At 60.5% G+C, this 20,209-nt stretch carries 6 protein-coding genes; 2 read left to right on the forward strand and 4 right to left on the reverse strand.

Going from position 1 to position 20,209, the window contains the following annotated elements; genetic code table 11:
* Positions 1 to 256 precede the first annotated feature (256 nt).
* A complete protein-coding gene (locus tag AC1DV8_RS01855) occupies positions 257 to 2,101 on the forward strand; it encodes an ATP-dependent nuclease (RefSeq protein ID WP_477156257.1) in 1,845 nt (614 codons plus the stop codon).
* A 223-nt stretch (positions 2,102 to 2,324) separates the two neighbouring features.
* Here the strand turns inward: AC1DV8_RS01855 and AC1DV8_RS01860 are convergent, their stop codons facing one another.
* From AC1DV8_RS01860 to AC1DV8_RS01875, 4 genes are all read right to left on the reverse strand, one after another.
* Positions 2,325 to 3,491: a M20 aminoacylase family protein gene (locus AC1DV8_RS01860; protein ID WP_477156258.1), complete on the reverse strand. Its 1,167-nt coding sequence runs from the start codon at positions 3,489 to 3,491 to the stop codon at positions 2,325 to 2,327.
* Between the two features lie 308 nt (positions 3,492 to 3,799).
* Positions 3,800 to 4,570, reverse strand: a complete 771-nt coding sequence (locus AC1DV8_RS01865) for a hypothetical protein (RefSeq protein ID WP_477156259.1) — start codon at positions 4,568 to 4,570, stop codon at positions 3,800 to 3,802.
* Positions 4,567 to 10,119 (reverse strand): hypothetical protein, encoded by a 5,553-nt coding sequence (locus AC1DV8_RS01870; RefSeq protein ID WP_477156260.1) that lies wholly within the window; start codon positions 10,117 to 10,119, stop codon positions 4,567 to 4,569. Before AC1DV8_RS01870 ends, AC1DV8_RS01865 begins: the two co-directional genes overlap by 4 nt.
* The gene (locus AC1DV8_RS01875) at positions 10,116 to 18,944 is read right to left on the reverse strand and encodes a hypothetical protein (RefSeq protein ID WP_477156261.1); all 8,829 of its coding nucleotides are present in this window, start codon (positions 18,942 to 18,944) and stop codon (positions 10,116 to 10,118) included. The genes AC1DV8_RS01870 and AC1DV8_RS01875 overlap by 4 nt, the downstream gene beginning before the upstream one ends.
* A 649-nt stretch (positions 18,945 to 19,593) precedes the next feature.
* On the opposite strand from AC1DV8_RS01875, the gene AC1DV8_RS01880 reads away from it, so the two are divergent.
* A complete protein-coding gene (locus AC1DV8_RS01880; RefSeq protein ID WP_477156262.1) occupies positions 19,594 to 20,193 on the forward strand; it encodes a hypothetical protein in 600 nt (199 codons plus the stop codon).
* Positions 20,194 to 20,209 lie beyond the last annotated feature (16 nt).

The following is a 20,209-nucleotide window of genomic DNA, read 5'->3' on the forward strand; positions in this document are numbered from 1 at the left end:
CCGGAATGCGCAAGATGCGATCCCTCACACGTACGCGATGATCGTTGCTTGTGACAATCGGACACGCTCCTCCTCCGATGCTCGGGCTCTGGCGGCCGCAAGATAGAGATTTTGGTTCGCCGGAACCGAGCGAGTAACTCGGAAATGAAAAGCATCACACCCTAAACTCGGCATGTTGACCAACGCCGTTGAATGCGTCCAGAAAGCGGGGGCAGTTGGCTGGCTTCTAGCGAAGTTCGGGCTGACAGGGGGGCACATGCCAAAAATCAGGCAAATTACCATCAAAAACTTCCGGTCCATCGTAGAGCTGACGATGGATGCGACAGATCTTACCGTGATTGTAGGGGATAACGACTGCGGTAAATCAAACGTCCTGCGAGCGTTGAATCTGTTCTTTAACGACAGAACCAATCCCGACACAGAGTTCAACTTCTCCGACGACTACAATCGCTTCGCCGAGCCCAAGGCAAAGCGCGCGCCAGAGATCGAGGTCCAAGTCGATCTCGAGCTTCCCGCATCCTACCGCGAGAACAACGGCGACCTAGTACGGTGGCGAAAGCGGTGGCGCGCCGATGGTGTTCAAGACGAGGACGACTATTGGGGCATTCGACTCGAGAAGCGCAAGCGCGGCAAAGGCTTCAATGAGGTCGTCGTGCCGATAGAAGGGCGTTCCCGCGTACCTTCGCTGTTGTCTCGGATACAGTTCGAATACGTGCCGGCGGTGCGTAGCGCCGATTTCTTCCGGACGCTGCGCGGTCGAATCTTCCAGGTCATTGCGAACGCGTCCGAACAAACCGTTAGGCAGAGCAGCGGGCAGCTCGAGGACGTCATCTCGGACGCGGTGTCTGGGTTGCTCAAGGACATCGGCACCGAACTCAAGGACGTCTCCCGCTTGAGCCTGCCCAACGACCTGACACCGCTGTTCCAGAGCCTCGACTTTCTCGCAGGTGAGAAGTCGATCTCGTTGGACAGCCGCGGTGACGGCATCAAAGCGCGATACATCCCGCTTATCCTGAAGTTCATCGCGGAGCGGAGCCGTGACGCAGCCGGCATAGCTCGCACGTTCATATGGGCCTACGAGGAACCCGAGAACAACCTCGAGTTTCGGAGAGCGCAGGCTCTGGCAGATGCCTTCCACAAGCTCGCCGAGGGCGAGCTCTCGCAGGTGCTCCTGACGAGCCACTCCCCAATATTCTACAACATGTATAAGGATGATGGCGGACGAGGCCTCTGCAGCGCCTACCATCTGACTAAGGACGGTCCGAGCGCGGGCACGGAAGCAAGATCCGCCGCGGAGGCAAGCGTCTCACTCGACGAGTCGATGGGGGCAATGGCGATCATCGCCCCGCACATAAAGGCGGCCCAGGTCGCCTTGGCAGAGGCAACGTCACAGGCGGCGGACCTGAAGGCGAAGTTGGAGCAGTTCAACGAGGGAAACTTGCCCACAATCTTCGTCGAGGGTCCGACCGATTATGCCGTCTTCAGCAAGCTGCTCCAGGTGTTCCGGCCGGAGCGCGCGCAGCAAATCTTCCTCGCCGAGCCGCCACAGCGTGCGGGTGCAAACTACGTCGCCAATATGCTCCGTTCATGGGAATTCCGGACGAAGCATCTACCGGGGGCGCAGCGCCGAGGCGCCGTGGGCATCGTCGACGGCGACGCAGAGGGGGACGGCGCCTGTTTGCGCTTCGAAAAGGAGGGCGTGGACTGGAAGCACGTCTCTCTTATCAAGCTCCAAACGCCCCCGCATTTAACGGCGGCGTCTGAGCTCGGCATCACCATCCCCATCGCGCTTGAGGAGCTTTGGCCGTTGGACGTCTGGAATCATGCCGACCAGCAGGGCTGGCTCCTCCCGCGCCCCAAGAAGGGGCTCGTCGGGGAGAAACTATTGCAGCGTCTGGCCGAGGAAGACGAACGGTTGAGCGATCTGCTTGACCATGACTGGCGACCCTACTTTGAAAAGCGTGTCAACGATAACAAGGACAGCAGCGCGAAGGTCAACTGGGCCACCTACATCACGTCGCTGACGGTGGCCCAGCTGGCACCCGTCTCCGCTGCCCACTTGCAATTGCTCGATAAGGCACTAGCCAAGCTCGGGGTGTGATCCACGTAGTATATCGCACTGGGATCCTCCTCGACAAAAAGCTTACGCGGAGGACTGCCCGGTCTGATCCAGGTCAAAGCGGACGGTTCGAGTCCTTGCACGGCCACCATCGTAGCGGGTTATGCTAGGAGGATGGTGTGGGCTCGCTTGGGATCATCCAGCTCCCTGCCATGGCGTCCGTAGACTGGGCGGGCCGCTGACGGTGGTCGTCTCTTTAGAGGCCTCATCGCACCGGCATGCGGCTTTCCACCAGCTCCGCCCAATAAGACACGCCGTGCGGAATCGCGGCGTCATCGAAATTGTAGGAGGAATGGTGGACGCCGGCTGAGTCACCATTGCCCAAGAAGACGAAGGCTCCGGGGCAGGCTTCGAGCATGTATGAGAAATCCTCGGCGGCCATGATCATCGGGGCAATCGAGGTCGTGATGCCGGCAACGCGCTGCGCTGCGACCGCGGCGAAGCCTGCCTCTGTGTCGGCGTTGACCAGCGGGGGATAGCCGGCGGTCCAAGTTATCGTGACGGAGGCGCCATGCGCTTCCGCCGTGTGCGTGGTAAGGGACTTAAGCCGAGTTTCGCCGAGGGCGCGGAGCGCCGTATCGAAGGTGCGGATCGTGCCGCGGAGCTGGACGGCGTCGGAAATGACGTTATGGGCGTGGCCGTCGGAGTGAAAGCTGGTCACCGACACTACTATGGCCTTGGTCGGATCGGCGCTGCGGGATGCTATGGTCTGCAACGCCATGACGACCTGACTGCCGACGACCACTGGATCGATACCCTCATGCGGCCGGGAGGCATGGCCACCCTTGCCGACAATGTCGATCGTGAAATCGTCCGACGCTGCCATCATCGCTCCCGCCCGGGTAGCGAACGTGCCGATGGGGAAGCCGGGCGCATTGTGCATGCCGTAGATCTCCTGGATGCCGAAGCGACCGATCAGCCCCTCCTCGATCATAACGCGGCCACCACCTCCGTTTTCTTCCGCTGGCTGGAAAATCACGGCGACGCTGCCGTCGAAGTTGCGCGTTTCGCAAAGGTATTTGGCGGCGCCAAGCAACATGGCTGTGTGGCCGTCATGGCCACAAGCATGCATCTTGCCCGGAACCTTCGAGGCGTAGGGCAGGTTGGTCTGCTCGGCAATGGGCAGTGCGTCCATGTCGGCGCGGAGGCCGACGACGTGCTTTCGGGTGTTGGAGCGGCCCTCGATGATGCCAACCACGCCCCTACGACCGATGCCCTCAACTACCTCGTCGCACCCGAATTCCCTGAGCTTTGCCGCTACGATCCCGGCGGTGCGGACCGTGTCGAAGCCGAGCTCCGGGTGCTCGTGGATGTCGCGGCGCCAAGCCGTGATCTCGGGATGAAGTTCGGAAATGCGGCCTCTTATCGCCATGGCACGTGATCCTCGCATTTGCCTTCAGAGAATACACAACTTGGGGCCCTCGAAATGCCGGCTATGCAAAACTGGCCGCAAGAAACAGTCGATTAGTTCGCTAGAACCCGGTTGAGGAAGCGGCCAAATCTGTCGTGGTCGCTCCAATTTATTGGCCGAACCTCCGCCTAGAGCCACAAGCGGCCGCTGGTTCAATTCCGTGCACCGTCAGCAACTCTGGGCGTCACATGCCATGAGCGAGCCCGGGATCGCGAGGAGAGCGGGTAACGCGGTTGGGTGGCTGCGCCTGCAATTCCGTGTGCTGGCCGTCAGTACGGCACGCGCTCGGAGTAAATCGCGGTGTCTCGAGGGTTCCTCTCCGGGAACTGATCAGTGATGTTCTCTAACATGTTCACCCACACGCTATGCCCTTGCGCGAAGATCTTCTCCCGGAAGCTCTCGCCCAGCAGCGAAAACATGCCGTCGTCAACCACACGATCGGTTGCTTTTACGAAGAAAGTCAGTGACCCATCACCGTTATCACGAACACCGAAGCCCCGGTTGCCTGAAACTGGATGCAGCCCCGGGTCCCAAGGGGTCAGCATCGAGCCGACCTGAACGGTCGAGAACACGAAGTTTGTGGGATCAAAGCAGGAGACGACGACCGCGCCGTCCTCCGCTGGGATAACACCAGCGATGTCTTTCAGGCCAAAAACCATTACTGCCCCCGTCGCATCCTCACTCGTCCAGAGGGTGTCATCATGTTCGTCGTATGCATGAAAGTCCTGGTATGCGGAACCGTCGAAGAGCACGTTAGCAAGATCGCCACGGACTTCACTCATGAAGTCCGCTGCCGACTGCCCCATCGAGTCGAGCGTTATCGAGTACTGGTCAATGTTGAGGTCACCGTGCCCTGTGGCATGCAAGTTCTGTACCTGAGTAATCGCGGAGTTGAGGTCGGCGGGCACCTCCATACTCTCCAGCTCAGACCAGTTTGATCGTTCGAACGCGAGCGGAGGCGCGACCAAGGTCACGCACGCAATGCCGGCCGATGGCCAAATGGTGCCGACGGCAACAACAAAGAGAGAAAGCCGGCTCATTCTTCGTTCTCCACTCTTGACGATTGAGCGGCTGCAGATTCGCCGATGTCGATCCGCGCGAGAAAACGTGGGCCGGACTCCACGAACCTGTCCTCTGCTGCAAGCGTTTCCTGCGTCTGCGGCTCATGGGGGTAGGTCGCAGGGCGACGGAACTCTACCTCTTCGACATAGACAAATAGCTTGCCTGGCCCGAGTTCGTCGAGCATGGCGCCGAAGCCGGCTGATTGCTTGTCCTTGGCCTTGGCTGGAACAACTCTATCGAAACTGGCACGCCATACCGTCTCAGCGCCCTCAATCGAGATGGTGTTCTGTGCCTTCTCGCGCTTGATGAGCTTATCAACGATTTGAGGGTCAGGCAGTTCGCCGTCAACGCTGATCTGGTCTAGTGTGTGCCTCACCGAAGCGCCCGTAGCAGTCACGGCCTCGTGGACGAGCCGGACCCGTACTACTGGGATCTGATAGCGGTACTTGGCTTCATCATCATCTGGCTGATCTGGCCGTTCGCGAGCCTGGTCAGCGGAGAGCCCTCGGACGGTAACCCTGACCCGGTCGAAAGCAACTCCATCGACCGCCACGTCGACTGTCCGGGCCGCAAGAAGCTGCGTCCACTCAACAACAGGCTGTGACACCTGCAGGTCGGGCGGCGCGTGCTTTTGGAAGCGCACGAGCCCCAGACGAACGAACGGATCGGTGGAGAATTCCGGTCGGATTTTCACGTCAACGAACCACTCTTCATCCATCGGATCAAACCGAGGGGCGTACGTCAGCAGTGAGGCGTTGAACCCTTCAACAATCGCGCCCGTAGTGCCATCGACCTCTATCGGTATCCTGACATTCTCCTCCAGGTGAACATTCGCGGCGACACCGTTATCCTCGAAGTAGTCGGCGAACGCGCTGGGCGGCATGAAGTGGCCCACTTGGTCGAGCCCGCCGCGTATGGGATCTGCTCCCCAGCGCGTCACAAACGCACCACCGGGGCCCAGATGCTCGTCCTCGAAGTCCGGGATGTTCATATAGCGACCTGGATCGGTTTCGGTCGGCTCGACATAGACCTTGTCGTCTCGCAGCTTGGAGAGCTTCTGCGTGAACAGCGTTGGCGGCCATATGACGATGCCAAGTCGTTCATCCTCGCCTGACGAGAACCACGGGCGCTTGAGCGGAATCCGGACCACATTTGTGCGCGTGACGACGAAGCTTGGACGCGTGGGCACCGGATCCTCGCGCGTCCACATGAACACCGGCACCGGTATGCGGCTGTCAGGCTTGCTAGGTCGCGCGCTCGCCTGTAGCCAGACAGTGAGCGAGGTGTCCGTCCGGCTTGACTGCTGTGAGGCAGGGAGATCTTCGCCCTTGGCGAACCAATTGCCATCCTTGCGGTCAGCCGTGCGCATCATTCCGGAGAACCGTGACAGCGAGACGATCTCGAGGCTCAGCTCCCGCGCCTTTTGGTCAGGGAAGGTGTGGAGGCGAGAAAAGCGCATTTCCTCAAGGTGTGGATGACTTGCCCATTGCGCACCAGGTACACCTTTTTCACGACCGTACAGCCATTCCAAGTTGATGCGATCGTAGTCCGAGTCTGGCACGGCGACGTCTGCAAACGCACGTGGCGACTTGATACCTTCCGCCCGTATCAGGGTCACGGTCTGAGGCGTAAAGCTCACTTTGCCACCGTAGGCGACACGGAAGCCGTACACGTCTTCCATGTTCATCGGCTTGCGTTCCTCGCCCCGCTCGCTGCTGCCAACATCGATCGGCCAGGTTCCCTCGCGCACTTGTCTGGCGCTGCGGCCACGTTGCGGATCATCAAATAGAGGGCTGGTAGGCGAGATAGTCCTCGCGACAATCTCGAAGCCGTCAGAGGTATCGAGGTCGATGTCGATGGGCCCGCCGAGTACGAAGTCCGCAGCGCCTGGCGTGATGGTTGGATTGCCATCGGGATAGACAAAGACATGGCGGTCACCGATCTTCTTCGTGACCATATCGTCGATGGCCTGCGGCAGCAGGCGTGCAGCAACTAGGGCGGGTTTCTCGTTCGTTCCCTTGATGAAGCGTGGCCGGTTCAGTGGTCGGTTAACAGCGTGCGTCATTCGCAAGGTTCGCACCGCGGCTATCTCATCGATCGGCTCGGTTTCCATCCTCTTGGCCAGCGCGTTCGCGATCATCTTCAACGCGCCATATGGGGGCAGAGGGATACCGCCTGGACCGGAATAACCACTCCTAGTCGGATTTGAGCCAACCAGCTTGTCCATTTCCGCCTTTAGATTGGCATTTGGGAGAAGGTCGCCGATCGCGGCAATGCACGCAGTGACGTTGTTCTCGTTGCCCTTCTGCTCCGCCGTGCAGGTACCAATCGCAGCGATCGACTCGACGGCCGCAAAGATTCTGGCGAGTGCCTCCTCACTGGGGGCACACCACACGTCTAGATGAAAGTCGTCGCCCGGGGCCAGGCCCGCCACAACTTCGATCATCTTCACCAAATTGCCATTCTTGCCCGCCTGTCTGTTTACAACCCCACTCTTGTGCAAAATCGGCTGCTCATGTAGCGGCACCGTCTTGTCACGCCGCGATGTTGTTTCCACGCTGACGTACAGGGGCAAAGCATCGGGGTAGCTGGTGCCGGCAGGATAGATGTCGAGGACGAGGCTCTGTCCAGGAAGGTAGCCACGCCCATCGGCGTGGCGGAGCGCCAGCACGAAATACTTGGCTGCCGGATCGGGGTAGTATCGCGTCGGCCGCCTTCTGACCTGCTCGGGGCGGGTGTCGAACACGAGGTCGCCCGCATCCGCGGTGCTAGCCGATACGCTGCGGCCGACGATGAACCTGTCACCGTTTAGGCCCTCCGCCGTAGTCTGGATCATGGAGGGGAAGCCGCCAGCCGCGGCGTCGAAGCGGACGCCCTTCAGTCCGTCGCTCGGTCGCTCATCGTCGATCTCGTCAAACACCGAATGCATCGTCGCGAAGGCTTGCGCAACTGAAGGCGCCACGAAAACACGTGCCGTATGATCTGGACTCGCCCTGTCCTTGGCGTCGCGGAACTCTCGAGCCAATTGGTCGAAGTCGGTGGACGGATCGGGAACGATGACCGCCTCTTCAACATAGCTGCGGACGATGGCGGAGGGCGTGCGCTCGTAGCCCATCTTCCCGAGACTGCGTTCGGCCAGGTCACCTGGCATCAGCAGGAAGGGCGCAGAAACGCGTTCGTGCCTGAGGAACCGGCGGCGCTCGGCTGGCGAGCCGATGGCCCTTATGCCCGACGCCGGAGGAAAGGCCAACTTTCCGTCCAGGCCTTTGGCGTAGACATCTGACACCTCTTCGGTAGTCAGGGATCCGCCGCCGGCGAATACTGCCCTCAGACCGAAGCGGTAAGGCACGCCAAAGCGCAAACGGGGCGGTCGGGTGGCCGTGCTCGGTAACGATAAGGAGCGGCCAAAGGGCAGATCATCGGCCGTTGTCTTCCGCTCGTCCGGCCCGGAACAATCGACTGCCATCGGCCCGCCATCCCAGACGGCCACCGATTCCTCGACGATCGCGTCGACGCTTTGCTTCTCTCCTTCGCTTGCGAGCGGCAGGAAGCGGATAGGACTTGTAAGCAGCGCCGCGTCCATGGCCCGCCGTCGCTCGCTTCCGAGATCGCCGGCAAGAATCGCTAGCAGATCTCGCACGGTTCCCCCATCCTCTCCGTTGGCCCCAAAATCCACGACCCGCTGCATCATGCTGCGCCAGCGGTAGGTGCTGTCCTTCAATACGCCGACGTCGAGGCGATAACCGGTAGTCAGATCCTCGGCGTCGAGGACAAGATTTCCGTTTGCAACGCTCGCCAGTTGGCGGACACGGTTGGCGAGCTTCGCGAGTGCTTCGTGCTGGCGGCCTCGATCGAGCAGCATCAACCCAGCGGTGGTCAGCGTCTGCCGGTCCTCGGTTCGCGTTGCCCGATCTGTCGAATTAGGATCCTGGCCCGCCGAAAGCTGTCGGTCGACAAGGCGTTGATAGTGCGTCTCTGTGGCGGCGCGTACATCCAGGCTGGTCAGATCGAAACGAGGATTGTGACTAGCCAGGTCGCCGGGCGCCCAACCACCCCCTAACACCATGACGCCATCGTACTGAGTGTAGAACTCAGGTGAACCGGCCTTGCCGGTCTTCAAGACGTATTGCTCGGTTCGAGACGCCGGCCAGAAGTGAGCGCTCCTGGTTCCCTCCTCCCTCTTCAGCTTTGCCAGAGTCCAGGTTCTTGGCCGCATAAAGGCAGCCGCATCGCCGAAGTCGGTTCCGAGCAGGAACATAATGCCGTTTCCTGCGTCGCCCTGCGCCAGCAGGCGGAAGGCCTCCGGATCGACGTCCAGATCGATTGCGAGGCAGAACAGCCGGGAGAGGCTCGGCGTGCCTTGCAGGGCAAAGAAGCGGCGACTGATCTCGTCGACAAGCAGCTCATTGGCTTTGCCGAGCCGGTTGAGTTCCTGATTTTCGACTTCGATGGAGCCGGGAGCCCCCTTGAGCACAGTCTGCGGCCCGTCACCTTGCCGCTCCCTGTGTTTGGCGCGATCTTTCTCATCGATCCGTTGCTCGAGCTGGGAGCCGTATAGGTAGCTGTCAACGGCGAGACCCGATGCCGCCGCTAATCCGTTCTCGTCAAGTTTGCCGAGCGCGAGCGGGGCGCTGCCAACGCTCGGTACGGGTAGCGGCACGTCGCACCATCCGTTCTCGAGTGCCTCCATTACCTCGCTGTAGAATTTGCCTGGATGAGCGTTGAGCAGGTCCTTGCGCCGTTTCTCCCGGATGTCCTCGAGAAGCTTCTGGACCGTGGCCGGGTCTGGGTCGATCGGTGTCTCTTTTTCGTTGAACGTGGTACCCTTTTGTCCGTCGTGTCGCCGTGTGCCCGCCAAAGTTCCGAGTACTTCTCGCGCTCTCAGAAAATCGAGGGCTAGTGCCAGCTGCCCGTGCTGAACAGGCAGCACCGCTTCGACCTCCCGCTTCTGGCTGCTGATGCCACCTCTCTCCTTCACCGCAGACTGCGGACCAGCCGCATTCGGCTGCGTGCCGCCGACATTTGTACCGGCGCTGATAGACTCGCCAGCGAACGAGCTAGCGAGAACGCTGCTTAGGGTCGCCCAACGGTCGTTGACGTCACTGTTGTCCCACTCGAACGTCTTGGCCCACAGGTCGGCCATCGCCAAGGCACGGACCCCCTGATCATCACCATAGGCCTGTCGCAAGAGCGTGGCGGTCCCCGTGACCCGCGTCGCGTTTTCGAAGTCGGGAGCGCCATGCACCCAGCAGTTGTTCTCCTCTAGCGGCTCCGGAGCACGCAGAACGCGAAGCGGCACCTCCCAGCCTGTCTCGCGCAACCGCTGCAGAACGGTATTTGGCCAAGCGTTGAGGTCCGCTTCTGGTACAACGCCCCCTTGTCCCGGATCGGGAGTGAGCAGCATCGTCACGCGAAGCATGCCCGTCGGTTGGTTGGCATCGTCTCGCGCCGACCCCGCGGCGATAACCCGTGCATAGATACCTGCCCAAGAGCCGCTGGAAGCCTTTCCGTCTGCTAGTAACGTCAAGCGCCCAACTCCTCGTCCAGCGTGAGCTCGTCGTCGAAGTAGCTCCTGTATGTCGACCAATCGACGCCCATGCACCTGGTCTGATTGACCATCGAGGCACCGAAGAGGTTCTCCTTGCTGCGGTCATTCTCAGCCACGATGTCACCGGCGATCAGTGAGGCAACCCGGATGCGATCGAAGCGATTGAGGGACCCTTGGGTACCGCCGCTGTCACTCCCGGAGCCGGAGCTGTACTTGTTTTCTGTGCGCGCTACCCGGACGGAGTAGTCGAAATCGGCGAAGCCGATCGAGAAGGAGAAGGTGAAGACGGCCTCGCCGGTCATATTGCCATTCAGCATCCCCAGCCGAACGTAAAGCGACGCTCCAAAAGAGAAGACCCAGATGCTGGCTGACCCTCCGGCGAAGAAGGTCGCCTGTATCTCCGTGATGGATGGCTGTCCGGGGAGTTTGAGGTGTCGGATGTAGACACCTGCCATCAGGCGTCCATACCCCTGCAGCGGGCCATACGCAAAGGCAGCGGCGCCCCCGTACTCGAACGAAGCCTCGAAGCCGACGATACCCTTGGCGTTGGCCTCAACCGCGAAATAACCGGACCCACCATACGGCGCCGCGGAGATCGTGAACGGCGAGTCACGGCGTGAGAGCGAGCCACGGAATCGCGCATCGGAATCATCGAAAGGCAGCACGGCGGCGGCGTTGAGCGAGACGTTAAAGAAGGAGATCGTTGCGAGGGAAATGGTGCCGAGGTTTAGGCCATACCCGGCCTCCACGCCGGGCTGGCCGCGAAGCGGCACTAAGTAGAACCCAGATCCTTCCTTTGGCGAGAGAAAGGCTTGCAGCTGCTGGACGAACTCGAGGTCTCTGCCTATGGCGAAGTCTTCGTAGTCAATGTTGAACTTCAGCTTCTCACCGCCCTGTGTGGTGAAGCTCGCGCCGCGGAATTTCAGGGTCACGGCGTCGATAAAATCGCCCACCAGTTTGATGTGAAACGGGCCGATCGTTCCCTTGGCCAGAGCCTCCACCTTGCCGTCGCGGAAGTTTACCGAAACGCGGCTGGACATCCGCAGTTCGCACCCCTTCTGAGGCAGGAATATGCCGCCGGCCAGCCCCTTGCCGCCGTCATCCTTGAAGGCACCGCCGAACCCGAACTCGAGCGACGCGCGCACCGGGATCAAAGAAAGCAGATAGTCTTCGATCTGGTCACGGATCGCGCCGACATCAATGAACTTGAAGAGGTCGCCACGTAGCAGTTCGGCTACCAGGTTGGTGACGTTGTTGGAGATGATGAGCGGTGTCGACGCCTCCTTCGCCCAACGATCGACGAAGGTCAGAAGGAACGTCCGGTTGGCCTCATCCGACAACGGATTTCCCGCTGCCACAATCGCGGAGAGGCGAGAAGTCTCGACCGCCAGTCGATCGTTAGTCTCCCCGAGTTCGTCAGGGGGCGCTCCCTCGTCGGGGATCACCAGCAACTTCGCAACGAGCTTCTTTGCGATGACATCCGGCACACCGCTACTGAGGTTTCTGATAACCGCAGCCCGGGCCTCGATGAGCTTGGCGTAAACGTCTCGCAGGACCTTCGCTACAACGACGAAATTCTCGTCGACCTGCTTCAGGCCACTCTCAGCGGCTGCTGTGGGGACGGTGCGCGCCGCGACGACGACTGCCTGAAACCGGACGTCGACCTCCGTCAGCTTCTTCTCAAACTCGCCCAGCCTGGTTTCCTGTGGCGTACCGCCCGTAATCCATGCGGCCAAATTCCCGTCACCGGGTGCCGTCTCCATCATCAACTCTTTGAACGGTTCTTTACGCCCCTCAGTGCTGAAGCTCTTGAGGAAGGCGCCAAGAGCTCGGAACTCACGCAATTCCGGAGTGATCGAGCGAACGGCGACGGCAAACTCTTCAAGGCGGGTCGCAAGAAGGCCATTGAGATGCGGCTTGACGATTTGAGCCAAGGTATCAGCTTTCGCAGCGACACCAGCTATGAGTCCGCTGCCGCCAGAACCGATGAAGCCCGCAATGGAGCCGGCGACGGGCGCGATCAGTTTGACGATGTCTCCCTGCAGTCTCGTCAGCTTGTCGGACGCCTCCTGCTCGGTAGGCAGGTCGACGTAGGTCAGGGTGCCCAGAAGGACACGCCTGTCGATGAAGACGAACTTCACCGCGGCAGCCGCAGCGGCCAGTATGAGAACCTCACGGTTCTCGGAAAGGAAGTCACCAAAGCTCTTTCCCGCGACCAGGAGCGACAACCCGATCCGCCGTTTAGACTCCAGCAGTTTGCCAAAATCGAGCGCCTCCAGGGCGCTGAGGATTGCCGGAACATTAGATGGTTCCAAGGGTAGAACGCCTGCCGCCTCGGTGAATGTCTGAGCATCTGCCACAACAGCACATTGTGCGGTGATGACGTCGTCTCTGAACTTTACAAGTGACGCCAGAAACTTCTCGAGGAAGGCTCGCAGTTTGTCGCGGTTGTCCGCGTCCGGCACCTCGCCCAGCCTTGTTTGGGCAGCCTCGATCTGCCTGATTGCTTCCTGCAGCTTTTGCGCAAGATCAAAGAGCTGCCGGCACACTGACCCCTCTGCGCCGCCCCATTTGGCGTTTGCCTCGGGAAGGTCCAGCAACCCTGGCCGGTCCTCGGGTCTTGCGTCGCAGAAGGCAGTGTCGGTGACAGTCGAGAGTTTTGTGCTAAGCAATGCCTTGCGCAGTTCAGCCATCAAGTCGCCCGCGCCGGCGAGGACGTTATTGTTCAGGCGGCGAACTTCTGTCTCGATGGCTCCGACACGGTCAGGGCCAAGACCGAGTTCGGCGAGTTCGAGAACACTGCCGGCGGCCTCCCGCACGTTCCCACTGCCTATTGCGTCGCGAGTGCGCAAGACGATCGCAATGATGCCAGCGATATGGTTTACGCGCGCTTCCACGGCGTCGCTGAACAGTGCCTGCAGTACTTGGTCCGCGTCGTGTGGCGCCGTAGGATCGATGAGGTCCAGCAATCGTGCATGGTCCTCGAGGCCGTCCTGCAGCGCTCCTTCGCCACCCTGTTGCGCGAAAGCTACCAGCGCGGCCGCGTGGTTCTGCTTGGCCGCCTTGATGAGTTCGCGGACCAACACCTTGGCAGCGTCCCGCGGTTTGTTCTCGATGATACTTGGAATGCAGGCGTTGACGGCTGCAGTGACTTGATCGCGAGTCAGGAGCAACGCCGAATTCGCTGCGTCAATCGCCGTATTTTGGATGGAGACGTCGGCCGGAACAGTGTTTTTTAGGATCTCGTCTAGATCGGGGAGGGGCACCGGGAGCCACGTTGCGAGATCTGTGACGCCGCCGACGACAACCGCGGCGAGCCTCTCGCTCAGGTGCTCACCAATTGCCTTAAGCTCCGCATCCAGTCGTGAAACCAGGTTCGTAATCTGACCGGTGATCTCACCGACCCCCTGTTCGACACGCTGGCGGACCGCTGCCTCAACACGCGCCACCGGGTTGGCTGCGACGCGGTCCAGCGCACCAAGGAAGTTGCGGCCCGTCTGATACACCTGAGACAGGGCAAGAGCGAACGCGATGACATTCTCGGTCTCGTTAGCGGTTCCAAGCGCTTGCTCGAGCTCTGCGAGCCCAGTGTCTATCTCGGGGTACAGTTGCTGGAGACTGAACTGAACGCTCTGGGGAAGACTCGACTGTGCATCATCGACTTTGGCCTGCAGCTCCGCCCATTGTCGACGTAGCCCTTTGACGACGTCGAGGAGCGGCAGCAGCACGTTATCCCGGACTACCTGAGCCCCGGCCTCCGCACCCTGCTCAGCCGCCGCACCGGCGGAAGCCCCGAACTCCACCAACTCCTTGAGATCTGGCAGGTCTTTATCTGGATCACTCAGGCCCAGCATTTTGACAAGGTCGGTCAAACTGACCGCGCCGAGCAACTTTGTGTCCAGCTTGAAGTATCGCTCCATGACATTGGCAGATACTGCCGGGGTTGTGGCGTTTGTCGGGGGCACAGGAGGTGGAGGCGTCTTTGGGTCGTCGCCGTGCGCTCCGTCGCGATAGAAATGCGCAAGTGACCCGAGTTCGAAATCCGGGCTGCTCTCGGAACCTCTCCGTCCGCCTAGGGGGCCCTTGCGCCGCGACAGCGCGACGAGGCCAAGCTCCGGCCGGAACATTGCGCCGCCGCGATCGCCATTGTTGCCCATGCCCATCGGAACCGGGGCTACGAGGTTCAGTACCACCTCAAGGGGGTTGCCTGGGTCGCTCGTCGTTGGCAGGCCGTTTGCGATGAAGTATCCATCGAATTGCGCCAAGGCAGCGGACTGACCTTGCCCCGAGAAACGCTCGGCCTGCTTGATGCGCACCTTTGCGTGTAGCATCGCTGGATAGAACGGCGGCTGATCAGCTCCCTGCAGCACAGTGTCGAACAGAAAGCGGTCGTTGACACCAGCCCATGGGGGGCCATTTGCGCCGGGGGGCGACGACTGTGTGCCCTCGACCTTCAGGGTCCAATAATCGGTTGCGTAGGAGACCTCCCCTACCTTCGTCTCGCTGCAGTACCGCATCGGTTGACCGCGCAAGTCCAAAGTGCGGAGAAGGCCCGGCCTGTAACTGTCGTGTGCCTGCTCAGGCTTGGGAAGGGCGTTGTAGTAAGCCTGCAGTTCTGAAAGGGCTTCTCGGTCGTTAGCGGCCACGTTGTCGAGGAATATCAGCGGCATCTTGGTCAGTACGCCGTCGATCCTCATCTCGAACGTGATGTTGGCTGCATCGGTCAAGGCGGTCCGCGGCCAAAACGCGAGCCCAGGGGCGGTCCTAAACATAAGTCTGCCTGAAGGGTGCTGGGTCACCGGCAGGTTCGGGTCGGGTGTAAGGCCGCCGGCAGACGAAGGATCGACAATGTCGGGCGTCGTGACAGTGAGGATCGTTAGCTCGTCGACCGGGAACTGGCGGCCCAGATTGGGCTGCAGGATTGCCGGATAGCGCTTCTGAGGCTTGCCACAACGGATGTACATCCGCTGCCTTAGATAGGCGCGTACCTTACCCCTCTCGTCCTCGATAAATGTGCGTTCGGTGACCTTAACCAACGATGCCTGGTGGCCGATGGGATAGAGGAAACCCTTGTAGATCACCTCCGCAAAGACGTCCCGGCCGAGCACTACCCAGTGACGCCAGCGCTCGATTGAGAAGGCGTCGAAGAGGTTGTCACCCGTGATGTGGCGGGCTGAAGCCGGTGGTACGAAGTTGGTATCGTGACGGAACGAGCCGCCGAGTGCAGTCAGCGTGAGCTCGTGCACGTTTAGTTCTCGAGGCCGATAGTAGGCACTCCCTGGTTCGACATCGGCGATTTCAAACCCGGGATCGGTCTCGAACTGACTCGAGTTCTTTGCGAGGATACCTGAGAGTTCGCGTCGTCCCATAACTGGAAGGCCATATGCCGAACTCAGTAAGGTGAGCTCGTGCCGATCATAGGCGTCCAGCGAAGTGCGAAACTCGTTCTGATCCCTGAAATTTCGCCGGTCATCTGCGCGCGCGCACAGCCAGGCGATCATCTTGCCAAGATCGAAGCCATTCACATGGCGGCCATCGACCTTGGCGAGTTCCTCGCAAAAGGCGACTGCATCTATGTTCGCATCGATGCCGGCGGTACCGAACTTGGCCGCGCGAAACACATCGACTGCCTCAGGTGACGGAATGCCGGTATCGTCGGGTCCGAGTAACCAAGGAGCGACCGGGCCTCTGGGCGGCGCCCCGTTGCCCGGCAGACGCTTCGAGCCGTTGGGGAACAACGCCTTGCTGTCGGCGCGCTGCTGTCGCTGCCAAATGAATCCTCGGCGCATATCGGGGGAATGGATCACCCGCAATCCCGGGTCGCGTGCACCTACATCCAATGTGGTGAACCATAGGCGCGTACCAGCCTCATCAGCCGGGTCTGCCGAACTATAGATCGCGGCGTCGAACTTGCGGGGTGTTCGCCAGATTGCGTCCTGCGCTGGTGACATTACCACGCGGGCCGGAATCTCGATCGCTGTGTCGAGGTCTCCTGGTTCCATGAGGGTGGCTTGTAACGTGGCCAGCCACTCTGCCGCGGTGCGATATGCGCTCGACTTAAAGCCCTGGAAGGCAAGCATGTCGTTGTCGTTGAGATTGAGCCGGCGCTGGTCGCTGGAACCGAAACCTCCGGTCACGTCCGCATCGAACAGCCTCTCGGCACGGCGAACCACGGCCAGGTCATGTGTGGCCCAATCGGTGAGACCATCGAGCGAAAACTCGATGAAGCTTTTGAGCGCGGTTGGGGGCGGCGCCTTATCGCCGTGATCTGTGCTCTCCTTCGTGCAGTTGACCCGAAAGGCTAGCCGCGACTTTTCGGACAGTCGTGCAGCTGCCACAGGCGGCACGCGCTCAGCACCGGTCATCTTGGTGGCAAAAAGGCTCCGGGCGTCGCCATCGCGTGCGCTCAGCCCAGTGAGGATGGTTGGATTATCAGTCCCTAGCGACGGCCAGGACTCTATCTCGGTCCGACTTTCGGGCATGAAATACTCCATGCTGTCGGGCTCCAGCGTCTCCGGCAGCGAACCGATGGGTTCACCCGACTGCTTGAAATAGGCGCTGGTTCGCAGCTCCGCGTAGAACCGGCGGAAGATCTGGTAGGTTGGCAGAGCGGCCTCGACCTTGCGTTCCACTTGCAGCGCGAACTTAATGGTCCCAGATGCCTCCGTGGCCTCGATGTTCGTCTCCTCCTTTGCGATACGTTCGAGGATCCGCCGGCGTTGCTCCGCTGCCTCCGCAAACATCGCGTCAACAACGCTGTCGAGCCACTTCGCGTTGTCGCTCCCTTGCACGCGGCGTGCTAGTGCAAGGCCGTCGGCGTCGAGTCCAAACGGCCCGACATAGATCTGCTGATCCGCTGGCAGATACCCGGCCTGCTGCTCGTAGGACCTCGAGAACGTAAAGAAGTCCTTGCGCTTCTGGTCACTTGGCTCGGCTTCACGCGCGTCTCGCCAAGCCAGCCGCTTACTGCGGCGGTCCACTACAGGCAGCGCGGCGATGCCAGCAATGAGTTGCCGCGCATCCAGCGGATCGCCTTCTGTCCCGCCGCTCGTCCCCTCTAGTTGGGGCAGCGGGGGGAGACCGGGACGGAAGAGCGCTTCCTCCATGACATGCTGCGGCGGAAACTCGACGACCAAGATCGGACGCTCGTCGCGTGCGGTCATGGCGGGCAATGGCTGCGTCGTGACGCGCGTCGGATCCGCGGCCTGCTGATCACCGGAATCGCCTGCGACATCCGCTTCGCCTTCGGCAGGCGGCGTCTGGACGACAACCTCTGCTTCAGGCTTCGGCTGAAGGTTAGTGTCGAACTCGATGGGGACACCGCGCGCGACCACGCGACACGCATCAGACTTGGGTTCGATCCGGGGCTCGGGAGAGAACACAAGGGCAAGGTTGGAGAAACGGAAGGTCAGGCTAAGAAGGTCATGATCGCGGGCCGCACGGATCGCGGCCCTTGTCAGATTCAGTCGGGCTCTCCGCCCCTCCGGAGGGTCCGATCCGAGCCAGATGTAGCTCTCCGGTAGCACCGGCAGTGGGTTGGGCTCCCAGAACAAGCGAAGAGCCGCGTTGTCAAAGACGAAGCGGCTGTAGTGGCTGCCAGGCAGCGCTAGGTCGGACTCAACCAGCGCAGTCGAGATCGAGATATCAACCAGCTGATGCTGCGCGGTCTTGCTCACGGTCCGTCTGGCGTTGAAGTCCACTGGCAGCGCCAGACCGTCGCTATAGGCGATCCGCTGCAGTTCGGTGGATTCTACGGCCCGGAGCTTCAGCCGGCCGACCGGAGACGTCACCGTGAACGGCTCGTCACGAAGCATGCCTTTGAAACGCATCTTCACCGCGCCTAGTGACGGGTCCTTGCCGTCGAGCTTGGCGGGACTCTCGAGTTCGGCGCTCAGTTCTCCCTGACTGCTCACGAAGGTGCCACAGCCGATCGACTGGCCTGCCATCAACGTCGTTTGCCATCCCGTGCCCGCAAGTTTAACCCGAGCCTTGCTGTGGCGCTCCGGGAACGCCGTGACCTCGAAGCCGACGGAAGCGCCCATGGCGAGCGTGAGCGTAGGTGTCCCCGCTCCCGAAAAGGTGATGTGCGAGGCCGCGGCTACCTGGCCGATCCCTTTGACCGACGCAGGTGCCGGCCGTTTCGGCTTCAGCGACACCCCATCGGCAGCCTTTGCGGGCTCGGCTGCTTCCTCCCATCCGAAAACGAACCCGCCCTCAAACGTGACGACACCAGCGAGCGCGGAGACCCGACTATTTTTCAGAGGAACGACGGTCCACTGATGATCTCGGTTGAAGTGGACGTTGCAGAGGCCCGTCGCCTTGATGTGGCCGTCAAAGATATTGATCAGCGTGTTGTCGATCCGGGCCTTGCGAATGGCCTGCAAAAGCTTCAGGACGGCGCCATCGGCAAAGGCCGCGAAAGGCAACTGCTCCGACTTAAATGCGTTCCGGACGTTTGATCCGTCCTCAGATCGCCACAGGTCCGTCTCGAACTGCAAGCCCCACTGGCCGTCGGAGGCCAATCGATTGAAAATGAAGGAGACGACGCTGCCCGTATCGCGACCGTAACTGACGTTCGACAACTCAATCCTGCACTCCCGATCATCCCAAACCGGTGTTGTGCGCAGCTTCACCTGCGGCCCGAAAGAGGCGAGACGTAACGTCCAGGATTTGGGGTATCCGAGCTTCATCCCACTCGTGGGCGACTCCACGACGTTCAGTTCAGTCCCGTCAGCATTGAGATCAAACCGGAGTTCGGTTTTGAAGTCGCCCCCTGCCAGCGCGCCAACGGCGCTGAGGGACACCGGGAGGCCAACGAGCGCCCCCACGACTGCGCGCCGCGACATGTTACGTGAGTGACTTGGTTGCTCGGCAATTGGCCGCAACCTCTTGCTTGGATCTGGCTCCTCTGAGTCCATCTAGAGTCCCCCAACTCGCGGACCTATGTTGTCAACCTTGGGCGACGGCGGACCCGTCGATCTTCGCCGGATCGCCTGCCAGCAGAATATGATCGTGAACAACCATCAGCGATTCACCAACACTCAAGTCCTGGCGAACCAGCTCAAGCAGTCATTGCGTTGTTTGGGCCATTGCCCCTTCTTCTACGAGTATTGCGTAAAAATCAGGGTTGCAACGACTTTGTGTGTAGGCGGCCTGCTTGTGATTGTGGAGCGACGTAACGCTCGCATAACGAAACACACCGAGAGTCAACAGTTATCACAAAGAGGATTGGCAATAACCAATTGAAAGCAAACGACAACCGTCCCCTGGGGGTCCAGGACTGGAGTGTCTCTCTTGCGGCATTACAGGGCGCTGGATACTCTGCTAGGCAAAACGCAAAGATACTGCGTTCCGGATAAGAGAAATATGTGCCGTTGACATAAGGCGTGCGACTACCAACTCGATCGCGTCAACAAGTAGCTGGAGTCTGCCAGCAAGCCATGGAGGATGGGGATGATCATTCGGGCACTGACCGTATTGGCGACAATATGGTTTGGATTAGGGATGGCCCAGGCAAAGGATTGCATGAACCAGGACTCGTATTATTGGGAAGGTGAGCGACGGCTGCCGGCCTACGACACGCTCATGGAGTTCATGCAGTGCAAGGACTACGGCGACGATACTGAGAACGCCTTGTCTGACAGGACGGCCTGCAACTGGTTCTTCGCAAGAGGTCTTGAAGCACTCTATGGCATTACGGATTTCACCCCTGTCGGCGGTCGTTGGAAGTCGGCCAACGAGATTGCTGCGGAGATCTCGTCGAGTGCAAACTGGGAGGAGATAGGGGCGGCCGATGATCAGGCGGTGTTGCAAACTGCCGCTGATGAGGCCGCTGCAGGGGTAGCAGTCGTGGCAGTGCAACCCGAGCCGGAGCATGGGCATGTAGCCCTTGTTTTGGGCGGGCCTCTATCGGCGTCGGGAGCTTGGAACCTTAAAGTGCCAAATTCGGCTTCGTTCAGATTGGACGACATCGACAAAACCTATGTGGGGTGCAAGCTTTCCTATGCATGGCAAACGCCACCTGGGGTCACCATCTACAAGCGCGCGAATTGACGGCCGGCTGAGAAGC

This window comes from Devosia sp. P3_B2, assembly GCF_056402875.1.

What these genes read in the sequence shown, in the direction of transcription:
- AC1DV8_RS01855 (WP_477156257.1), top strand. Translation starts at nt 257, where the DNA reads ATGCCAAAAATCAGGCAAATTACCATCAAAAACTTCCGGTCCATCGTA.
- AC1DV8_RS01860 (WP_477156258.1), bottom strand. Translation starts at nt 3,491, where the DNA reads ATGGCGATAAGAGGCCGCATTTCCGAACTTCATCCCGAGATCACGGCT.
- AC1DV8_RS01865 (WP_477156259.1), bottom strand. Translation starts at nt 4,570, where the DNA reads ATGAGCCGGCTTTCTCTCTTTGTTGTTGCCGTCGGCACCATTTGGCCA.
- AC1DV8_RS01880 (WP_477156262.1), top strand. Translation starts at nt 19,594, where the DNA reads ATGATCATTCGGGCACTGACCGTATTGGCGACAATATGGTTTGGATTA.